Source organism: Synechocystis sp. FACHB-383, from assembly GCF_014698605.1.
Taxonomy (GTDB): domain Bacteria; phylum Cyanobacteriota; class Cyanobacteriia; order Cyanobacteriales; family Microcystaceae; genus Synechocystis; species Synechocystis salina.
The window spans coordinates 23,712-32,667 of sequence record NZ_JACJTJ010000062.1 but is presented as its reverse complement, the minus strand read 5'-3'; the positions used below and the strand labels follow the sequence as shown (position 1 = coordinate 32,667).

Annotated in this window: 5 protein-coding genes; 4 read left to right on the top strand and 1 reads right to left on the bottom strand. The window is 45.9% G+C overall.

The genetic code is table 11. The features are described from left to right. Positions 1-389 (bottom strand): hypothetical protein (locus H6G45_RS19700; protein ID WP_242018254.1); only part of this gene is annotated, 389 nt, incomplete at its 3' end. 241 nt (positions 390-630) lie between these two features. Here H6G45_RS19700 and H6G45_RS19995 point away from each other — a divergent pair. The 4 genes from H6G45_RS19995 to H6G45_RS18505 all read left to right on the top strand — a co-directional run bounded on the left by H6G45_RS19995 (position 631) and on the right by H6G45_RS18505 (position 8,952). Beyond that, complete coding sequence (locus tag H6G45_RS19995) at positions 631-936, top strand: DUF433 domain-containing protein (RefSeq protein ID WP_199309862.1); 306 nt, start codon at positions 631-633, stop codon at positions 934-936. Further along, positions 881-1,318, top strand: coding sequence for a DUF5615 family PIN-like protein (locus tag H6G45_RS18515; protein WP_199309861.1), 438 nt, complete (start codon positions 881-883; stop codon positions 1,316-1,318). The genes H6G45_RS19995 and H6G45_RS18515 overlap by 56 nt, the downstream gene beginning before the upstream one ends. Positions 1,319-1,360: 42 nt before the next feature. Then, the gene (locus H6G45_RS18510; protein ID WP_242018253.1) at positions 1,361-1,738 is read left to right on the top strand and encodes a thermonuclease family protein; all 378 of its coding nucleotides are present in this window, start codon (positions 1,361-1,363) and stop codon (positions 1,736-1,738) included. 746 nt (positions 1,739-2,484) lie between these two features. After that, a complete protein-coding gene (locus tag H6G45_RS18505) occupies positions 2,485-8,952 on the top strand; it encodes an ATP-binding protein (RefSeq protein ID WP_190599854.1) in 6,468 nt (2,155 codons plus the stop codon). Positions 8,953-8,956: the final 4 nt, after the last annotated feature.

The following is an 8,956-nucleotide window of genomic DNA, read 5'->3' as shown; positions in this document are numbered from 1 at the left end:
ACGTTCCCGTTGGAGTCTTTCAGGGTGGCGGATGGAGTAGGATTACCCACCAACACACCGTTGGAACATTTTGGCTCTGCTTCCACCACCAGAGAGTTAAAGGCAATGTCCGCTCCTCCATTTAGTTTGAAAGTATCTCCGGCATTTATGGGCAAGCTGGTGGAGGAACCACTTAGTTTGATCACACCGCACTCGTTGGCGTTTTTATTGGTTGATCTGGGCAGAGATGAATATTCCCCTTTGATGGATTGATAACTACCTAAACCGGAAACGTATATGTCTCCTGTGCGGGTTTCGCGCCCCACCGTTGGATTGGCAAAAGCACCAGGAGCAAGCGCCGTTATGCCCAGCATCACCAAGGCTAGACTGGGGAGTATTTTGTACTTCATAATTGCAGGGAGTGTCATTGAGTGGGGCTATTTTATATGTCCCTCTCTTTTTGTCAAGGCTCTTTTTGTTAGCGATTTATGGCATTACTTTTTGCTTTATTTTTTACATCAATTACAGCTTGGACGTTTATAATTGCCGGATTTTATAGTTAACAATATGCACAAAAATCTTTGGTTAGTCCTATCTCTATTTTGCTATTTGCTATACTGAGGCCGCTGGAAATATCTAATAGAGGTGAACATGTTAAGTCGCCACTCTCACCAAAACCGAGATAAGTCCCCGTCGAATGTTGAGCTTAGTCCACAGGAAAATGCTCAATTCCAACGGTGGGCAGAGGGTTTGGTGCAAGATCCAGCTATTATGGGCGGCGAAACTGTCTTTCCAGATAGCCGATTGACGGTACTGCGGGTTGCATCATTAGTAGAACGAGGAGAACACCCTGCGGCCATCCTTGAGGATTATCCCTATTTGAAACCCATCGATCTTAAGTTTGCCCCAATCTATTGCCAACGCCAGACTTGTGATCGAGCTTACCAACCCCTTTAAATTGCTGATTGATGAAGACCTTTCCCCCTCCATTGCCCAAGTAATTAGCCAAAAATTGGGTATTGAGGCTGTTGCTGTTAGAGATAGGGGCTTAATTAACGCTGAAGATCGAGCAGTTTTTGAGTACGCGTACAAAAATGACTATATTGTTGTCACTGCCAATATCAAAGATTTTGAACAAATTGCTAGAGCAACAGAAATTCACCCAGGTATTATCTTCATCTGTAATGGGGAGTTAATCCGCGCTGAACAAGTTGAAGTTGTCACCCTGGCGGCGATCGCCTTGGCGGAGGAAATGGCTACAGGAAGAGACATGATCAACCGTGTGCTTTATGTGGAAATAGATGGGTCACTCCGCTTTGAACCCATGCCGGACCAGTGACAATGATTCAAGGTCAGGACAGTCTACACTGATGCCCCAAAATTGAAACAAGCTGGTGGAGTGGAAGCACGGGATTATCTCCGGTCAATGTTGACGGATAATCGGGAAATTATTTTGATGGGGGCGGAAAAAGATCAGTATGGGCGCAGTGTGGTGGAAGTTTTTGCAATGACTGACACTCCAGGCCTTGAGGTAGGGGTCAATGGCGAAATGATTCTAGCCGGAATGGCCCACTACTATGAACGCTATAAGAGGTCATGCCCCGAAAATGCACACCGGTATGATTTCTTGGAACAAGAGGCGATTTCCAATAAAGGTGGGGTTTGGGCTAATGGGGATTTGGGATTGGCGCAGGCGGAAGTAGGAGTTATCACTCTTTCTATAGCGAAGATCGAGACAGTTAGAACCAACAGTCACTGAAACCTTCTTGGAATAAGCGTTTTGAAATTGAAAGTGTCCCAAATAACTCATTTTTTGCTATAGCCCTCTTCCGTGAGACTGGGCAAGTAAATTTTCAACCAATCCTTGAAAGCCCTTAACAACAGAGGATTTTATTTATGTACTTAATAAAATACTAGCACTTATAATTGTCGAGTCTTGAAAACTTTGAAATACTTCCATGGAGCGACTTTTGGTGTAGTACTGAAAATTTTTTTCCATGACTGACGGAAGAGGGATAGTCAGAGATTTGTTAAATAAATTGCCAGAAGTCTTTGATGGCAAAGCTTTTAGGATCTGTACTTAATAAAAAGTCTTGCTCTTGTATTTTACATTGGAAAAATCCTGAAATTTTCTCCTAGTAAGTGTTTTATGGAGTAAACCTAAATGATTGGCTACCAGATTCAGGAAAGAACAATATGGCGCTGCTACAAAGTACTAAAGGGGCAAAAATTAGAACTTTAGTTAGTAGAAAGACTATTACGGTAATTACGGCATCCATTTGGTACAGTAAACTCCTGATAAAATTAAGCTTACAGCCGCCTGACGTGTATCAGACTTATTCAGAATCCGCCGTAAATTTTTTTCATTATAATGAAATTTCTGAATTTCACGATTCACAAAAGGTCGAGCTACCATAGGCTGTAGAGATGCTGCTCACACCAAATTGGATGCATCAGATCAACTTCAACTTAGATGTCGAGGAACTTGGTTTGGTCAGGTAAAGCATGCCGCTAATTGCAGCCCATCGAGGATATGAATATCAGGATCTGCTCGTCGCTTGTCGCTTTGTGGATATGCTGCTTGGCAATGTAGTTCACGCTGATGTTGACAAGAAACTCATATCCGATGATAGGTTCGATGACCTCACTACAATTGATGCTCTTGGAAACCGCGAGCGGATTCAGTTTAAGCACACAGATAATGACGATAAGCCACTGTCACTAACAACTTTTACAACAGAAGGTAGAAAACTCAGTCTAGATCGTCTGATAGAGTGTATGATCGCAGATCGAGTCGGTCCTGGTCGTGACGCTCACGAGTTAACCTTCCGAGTTGTGCTGCGAGATCAGGAACCTCAAGACCAAGTTCTTAAAGACTTTTTGAAAAGATCTGACCCTGATCCAGGGCCATTTTTGGCCGGAGTAAGAACGTTAAGGCTAGCCTTTGATCCGGAAGCACTTTGGAATCAACGTAACAAGCCAACTAAAAAGTTGAGCGGATTCCCATTTGCCTTCCTCTTTACCAACATTCCATCTATTGAGTACGATGACCTGATATGGGTTTGCGCTCATTTGGTTATTGAAGTTGGTGCACCCCCATCAAGCGCAGATTTAACAGCACCTGACTTCGCAGAAATCTTGTTATTGACGCGAGTACGAGATGAGGTTGGTGCTGAAGCCTTTCCTAATACTGATCGATCCTCTGTTGATGTTGCAGCAGCCCTAATCTCAGCAGCACGTGCAGCGCGCCAGGATAGGCTTGAGCCAACAGCCCAAGAACTCCTTAGGAGAGCACAGCTTCGAAGTGACTTTGGAGCTGTCTCACGAGCATATCCAGTTGATTTAAACTTTGAAGTGTCAAGGCCAACAGCAGTTAGTGAATTGGCCGAAGAAGCAAATGAGCTTGCTAAAACTGGCGGTTGTCTAATAGTTGAGGGACCTCCGGGACATGGGAAATCCTGGGTAAGTCAGCAGCTTCTCAAAGCACTCGTTGGTGAAGGGTGGCTTATTGCAGAGCATTATTGTTACTTGGGAGATGCTGACACCGAGCAGACAGAACGTGTTCTTGCAGAAGCTGTCTTCGGCAGTTTAGTCAGTCGCCTCGCTGACGCTGATCCAAAACTTGTGGAACAGCAGCGCCCAAGATTTGCAGCAGACGAGGCTGTGCTCGTGGAATGCCTATGGCAATCGCTTAGACGTGAGCCTGATCGTAGAGTTGCGCTGATTATAGATGGGATTGATCACGTTACACGAGTACGCGCTCGAAGTGGTGTTGGGTTCGATCCATCAAAAAGCCTTGCAGAATCTCTATCTCTACTCGATCTTCCCGCTGGAGTAGTCGTGATTGTCCTTAGTCAACCAGGAGCACATCTCCAGTCCTTGAAAGATGTGGGTGCCAAAACTGTTAATCTTCCAGGTCTTGATCATGATGAAATAAAGCTACTTGCGGGGCGACTCAACGTCATACCATCTGAAGAACATCAACTGCCGAAGCAGTCTCCATTAATTGAAGATGCTGAAGCTATTGAAGGATTTCTCAATGCCCTTAATGAACGGTCAAAAGGGAATGCACTTTATGCAACCTACCTTTGCCGAGAAATGTTACGACAGGGTGATACTCTCACAGATTTTTCAAATGCTGTACTGGGACTGCCTCCCTTCGATGGCACTCTAAAGAATTACTACGAACATTTGTATGCAACGCTTGGGGATACAGCAGATTGGGTTGCTGAAGTGATTGCACTTGTTGACTTTGCTGTGACACGTGTAGAGCTACGAGAAATTGAACCGACTCGTTCACGTCATGTAGATAGGGCACTGGAAGTTCTGGAACCTGTTCTAGTAGAGCGTGCCACTCAGGGTGGTATTCGGATATATCATGAGTCTTTCGCCAGATATTTGCGCGATAAGTTTAAGGATGCACCTATTGCTGTTAAAGCCCTACTCAATAGCATCGCTAATTGGCTTAATGGAAAAGGATTCCTAAATGATTCACGAGCTTTTCAATCACTACCGAAGATATTCTCTCAGATAGAAAATGATGATCGGGTGCTAGCTCTTGTAAATGAATCTTTTGTTATAGATGCGGTAGCAGCAGGTTTTCCCTCATCAACAATTCTTTCAAATCTTGCCACAGCAATTAGATCATCTGCACGCCTTGGCGACTGGCCAGCAATTGTGCGTTACGTAGAAATGTCGCGTGGAGTCCATTCATTCCAGCGAGAAAGATTCGATTCCTTATTGGTGTCTTTTGCAGATGTTCCAGCTTTTTTGCTAGGAGTTGACATTCTTGCAGCCCGTCTCATTGATGACGATCGGCTCGTCGTACAAGCACGTGAGGGACTACAGATGTGTGCTGCTGTTGACGCACTCGGTGCTACTGCACCTTGGCGTGCATATATGCTCGAATACCTCCGTGAAAAAGAGAATGACAATACCTCTTATGGCGAAGCGTCAGATCGTGCTGTGGAGCTAGCATGGCTGAGAGGACGATTGCGCTTATCGGCTATTAACTCTCATCGCGAATTAGAAAACCACACCACATCAAATAAAGCCAATACGCCACAAAGAGGTAGTGAAGATGTAGATAAAGAGTTGGATTTAGAAGCGCCGATTAATTGGAGCAGACTTGCTGAATGGGTTGATGACGGAGACCTACCAGTTGGCCAAGTACTTAATGCAATTGACGATACTTATGGCTGGGCTGGAATTACGCGTTTCCTTAAGGAGCTTGAGCATCCAGGTGAAGCTTATCTCGTTTTGGCAGAAGAGCTTTCCAGCAAACCGGGTTTTGTACTTGAAGTCGGTTCAACACGACTGTGGGGAATTGCAGCCGCTGCACATGGAGTCCCAGTTGGTTCAATTCATCGGCTTCTGAAGCTTGGTATTGATCCTACCTGTTTAATAGATGACACAGTAACGGTTGTTCGTGAGCGACTGCTAGATCTAACTCGTCTTGTTCAAGAACGATCAGTCCGATTGGAAAGTGAATGCATATGTGCCTGGCTGGATGCTTGTGCAATAGCGGCTTATTTAGATCCGATTGGCTTAAATGCCGCTGAAGCACTTATTGTCGGTGATGGCTGGTACCGATGTTGGCTACGTTTCATCATAGGGTTATCAAGAGCGGAGATTGCAGAATCGACTAATCAAGGAGCCGATGCTCTTGAGGCGCTCCAATTATTGATGGGTGACCTAGATCCATTCTCTGGCGATCCCCGTGCGTGTGACCTTTATCCCTTACATAGAACCATCGAAGATACGATCAGTCGGGTCATGGATGTGCTTGATGATCAGCAGTGGGAGAAAGGCTTAGGCATTCTGAAGAAGATTAGCACTTCAGTCACTGTAACGATACATGGAGAGATGGGTGGCCCAGTTCCACCAGATTTTATTCTTCGAATCGTTGTAAATGGGGTAAAACCAACAAGATATAGCATTGCAGAAGATTTTTTAAAAAATGAAATTGAGAAAGGTTCTGCCAGACGATTCTACGCAGATCTCGCTGAATATAGGCTCCTTGCAGCACGGCTTGCTCTTGCCGCTGATGATAGAGCGCGAACACAAGACCTCTGGCGAGAGGCATGTCTATTCCTTACTGCATATGGATGGCGTAAAGATGCAACGATCTACGAAGTTCTTGATCCGCTCCCAATGCTTATTGAAAAAGAACCTGCCCATGCTCGCCGTTGTATAGCTGCGGTTCAAGGATTATGCGAACGTGTTCCTCTTCACACAGATGGGAGAGGAACACGTGGCGCGTGGAGTTATTGGTGGGAACTCCTCGCAAAAGCCGATCCAGTCGCGACAATTAACCTTGCAGTTCCTCAATTGCTATCGGAGTGCAACCTGCCAAATTCACTTCTGAATGGAGCATTAGAAAAAGTGTGGCAAGAGTGGTGCGAGAAAGTTGATCCTCTACTCTCAGGTGCTTTACGCTTAACGCTTGATACCCCTCTTCACCAAATGGACATTGGACAGCTTCAACGTTTGGCAAGTGATTCGAGTGCAAGAAGTCTTATTTATCTCCAATTAATGACATGGTTACTTGCACGGATGGATGAACGACCAGTGTCATATAGCGTTTCGAATAGCGAAGAGCTGATTGCGAAGAACGACGAAAAAGTTGCGAAGATTAATGAGATTGCCGCCAACGCTGACCTCCCCCAAGTCTTTGCGATTCGAGATGACAGTACGATAAATCGTAAGGACGCTCAGGAGAAGGAAATCTCCTTCAAATCCATGCCTTTTAGAGCAAATAAAGTGGACGATATAGCAGCAGTTACCTTTCCTGAAGGTCTATCTGGTCTCGTACGTGCAATTCGTCTGTGGCATCGTAAACCGTATGACTCACAGTCACCGCAATGGAGTCAAGAGCGGTTTGCAAACATTATCGGATATCGGCTTATTGATCTGGCCGCAGAAGGTAGGCATGAGGAAGCCATATCAGCACTTCAGTCGCTCGCTGAAGGCTCAGGCTTTGGTGAGCAATTTAGCATATTGCGACCAATAGCTGAAGGTCTAGAAAGACATGGTGAATTGCAGCTAGCAGCAGTTGCCTACACCCTGACATGGACACGTACACGTGGCGGCGGCTGGTTGTCATTTGGTGGCGAGCCGGAGATCGATGCTCTTCAACAAGCTACCGCCTTAGACTCGAAAATTGCTTGCGAGGTAGTTGCTGAGGAAATAGAGCGAGTGATTGCAACCTCACACTACGAAATCTACGGTATCTCGCAGGCGATTATTTATGCTTTCTCTGTCGGAGCACTGGTGTACCCAGATAAAGCATCGCTAGATGTAGCATTTATGGCATGGGACGAAGCATTTGCTGTCATTGAAAAACGGACTCCGCACGTTCATCCATCTGATGCTCCAGATCTTGTGTATCAACCTTTAGATCCAGATTCTGGGGAACCTGCACCCGGTGACCTTGACGCAGCAATAGCACTAGCGGTGCTGGGTGGTCTTGCTCATCCTAGTCGGGAGAGAAAGCGACGTGCATTCTTGGCTGTACAACTTCTCCTGAATGAGCGTCCACAGGTCGCAGCGCCTGCATTTGTTACTGCGCTTAGTACCATCTCTGATCCTGCGACGCTTGCTTGGCTTCTTCGGTTAATGGAGGTATCAGCCGCGAAAAGTCTCCCCATCCTAATGGAGTGCCAAAATACGCTTCGCGATCTAGTATCACGCGACCGTCTTACGGTTCGGGCGCTTGCTCGCCGCCTAATTCGTGGTGACCAGCCTCCTTTAGTGCCACCGAATTCTGCCCACAGTGCATTGCTGAGTGAGCAATCAGAACATATCTGGCTCCCCGATAGCATTGATAAATCAAATTCAGACGCATTGATACATAACAAGAGATTTATTGAGGCTGTTGCTGGAGTAAGACTGTCAAAGGGAGAGAGATTCTTACCTGGCTTGTTAGATGGCGTGGGTGATCAAGTTGCTGAAGTTCGTGCTTCTGAAGCCTTTAAAAAGCGGCTAAAGTCACAACTAGATGCATTTGCCGATTCAATTCGTAAACAATGGCCAAATGCATTTCTTGCAAATGATGAAATAGTCGAAGATTCACTACAGTCGATTGCCGCGGGTGGTCGCACTGCATGTTTAATGGCTGGGGAGCTAATTGCTAGCCCGATGGAGTGGGAAGACCAGTTGGCTTCAGCACTACTCAACGACCCAACTATCCCACTGCTCTTAGAAACACATCGGCAACCTCGTCCACAGATTTCTCCACCGCCTAGTATTGGTAACGAAGTATGGGTACAAATCCACGAATATCAATCACATAGTTCTAGACCATCTGTTGTGGAAGCTGCTGAAGAGGATGAGCGTCTTCTCGCAACGATTACAGTCAAGCCTGCCAGTTGTTCACCCATTGTTGAAGGTGGCAATTTTGGAGGCTGGCGATGGTTCGCCACTGTTGAGAATCGCTGTGTAAAGCATCCAGATTGGCAACGTAAAACTGATCTATTTGTAGAGCGTTACTGTGCCCTAGAGGTAAGAAATACGAATGATCGACAAGCACTGACACGCCCACCAGTAACTACTGGAGACCTGCGACTATGGAGTATTGAAGTTGACCATACTTTAGAAGCACCTTTGTTTGAAAAAAGCCAGCCACTGGTTGGTATTGACTATGAATTGGCGATAGTCGGTGATGTACACCACGGTCTTGGTGTCCCCATCCCCCTTCTTGCTCCAACAACATCTCTGATTTCGCTACTCAAATTACATCCTGGAGAACCCTTCAGCTACGAGGATGAAAATGGTCTAGCTCTCGCCCTAACTACATGGCGTGCCGAGTACGATACTAGTGACTACTATCTCGCGCGACCTCAACTTTGGGGATGTGGCATTGTGATTCGTCCTGATTTGTTTAATCAACTTGTCACTGTCGTAGGTGAAGACCGGTTGGTATTACGCAACTTTATTATAGGTGATCTTGCGTTGCTGTCGAATAGCGAGTGATTCA